The sequence below is a fragment of the Acinetobacter sp. UBA1496 genome (assembly GCF_002324975.1).
GTDB classification, from domain to species: Bacteria; Pseudomonadota; Gammaproteobacteria; order Pseudomonadales; family Moraxellaceae; genus Acinetobacter; species Acinetobacter variabilis.
Window position 1 is genome coordinate 42,681 of the sequence record NZ_DCRI01000096.1, and the last position, 1,546, is coordinate 44,226.

1 protein-coding gene is annotated in these 1,546 nt (G+C 39.3%); it reads right to left on the minus strand.

Features of this window, described 5'->3' with window-relative positions; all coding sequences use genetic code 11:
- A partial coding sequence (locus B3143_RS11915; RefSeq protein ID WP_286740654.1) for a glutamine synthetase beta-grasp domain-containing protein occupies nt 1-917 on the minus strand: 917 nt, incomplete at its 3' end.
- Between the last annotated feature and the right edge of the window lie 629 nt (nt 918-1,546).

Below are 1,546 nucleotides of genomic sequence, written 5' to 3' on the forward strand. Positions count from 1 at the left end.
TTGATCACACCACCGATGAAGTACAATGCCATTTCTGAAAGGCCTGCATATTCATCACCAGCAAACAAGTTCTTGCCATCTTTAGAGATCGACATGTGCACGTGCATACCAGAACCGTTATCGCCTACCATTGGTTTAGGCATAAAGGTTGCAGTTTTAGCGTATTGATGCGCAACGTTCCAAACAGCATATTTGAACTGTTGTACTTCGTCAGCTTTACGAACCATTGTGTTGAAGCTCACACCAATTTCTAACTGGCAAGACGCAACTTCGTGGTGATGTACTTCTACACGACCTGGGCCCATGATTTCTTCAATTTTTGCACACATGTCTGCACGCATATCTTGATGAGAATCAACAGGAGGAACTGGGAAATAACCACCTTTAACACGTGGACGATGACCTGAGTTACCTGCTTCGTAATCTTTACCAGTAGACCAAGCAGCTTCTTCAGCGATCAATGTGTGGCGAGCGCCAGACATGTCGATGTCCCATTTCACTTCGTCAAATACGAAGAATTCTGGTTCTGGACCGAAGAATGCAGTATCACCGATACCTGTAGATTTCAGGTATTCTTCTGCACGGCGAGCAATCGAACGTGGGTCACGTTCATAACCTTGACCAGTTGATGGTTCGATAACGTCACAAGTCACAACAACAGTTGGCTCTGCAAAGAACGGGTCGATGAAACCTGTTTCTGCATCTGGACGTAAGATCATGTCCGATGCTTCGATGCCTTTCCAACCTGCGATTGAAGAACCGTCAAACATTTTGCCGTCTTCAAACGTATCTTCATCAATACTGTCTGCTGGATAAGTAACGTGCTGTTCTTTACCCTTGGTATCAGTAAAGCGAAAATCGACCCATTTTGCGCCACTTTCTTGTATGAGTTGAAGGACCTTGTTCGCCATGCTCATTTTGCTCCGATGTTTTTTGTTGCACTCGCAAAGTGCGTGTTAGAAGTTGGTATCTATTAAGCAATTAGCGTACCAACTTTTAAAAGTATATCTAAAATCTTGAAATCTTTATAAGAAAACATAGGAAGATAAAAATACCTTGTCGCTATTATACTGTGACTTAAACTAAATGCACTATATTCAAGCATTCTTCCTGAGATTTGTTGCAGGTATTTTTTTAGCGCACCTAAATAGTGCGATGATTTCATATTAGGTAAGAATAGGAGCACTTTTCAGTGAGGAATTGCGTTTTTATGCTAATTTAGTTTAAAAAATATTCGATTTCGTTTAATTCTGGTTAAGTTTTATCAGTTACAAAGCGTGCTCTGTAGGTTTATGTACTTAAAGAGATCACTATTTTGAGTCACTTTTATTCAAATTGTCGATCTTATCGTTTGATTTATCCCATGCATTATTATTCAAATGATGTTTTTTTCAGCATCATTAGACCTCTTGCGAAAGTATCGTTTTACCTAATTTTTGAATTGGCTAAAACCTTATAAAATGTAGCTTTGGGCTGTTTAAATTTTGACTAACGCAAGAGGTCTATTATTTTAATCATTTAAAACTTATTTAGGGTGTGTTGACAC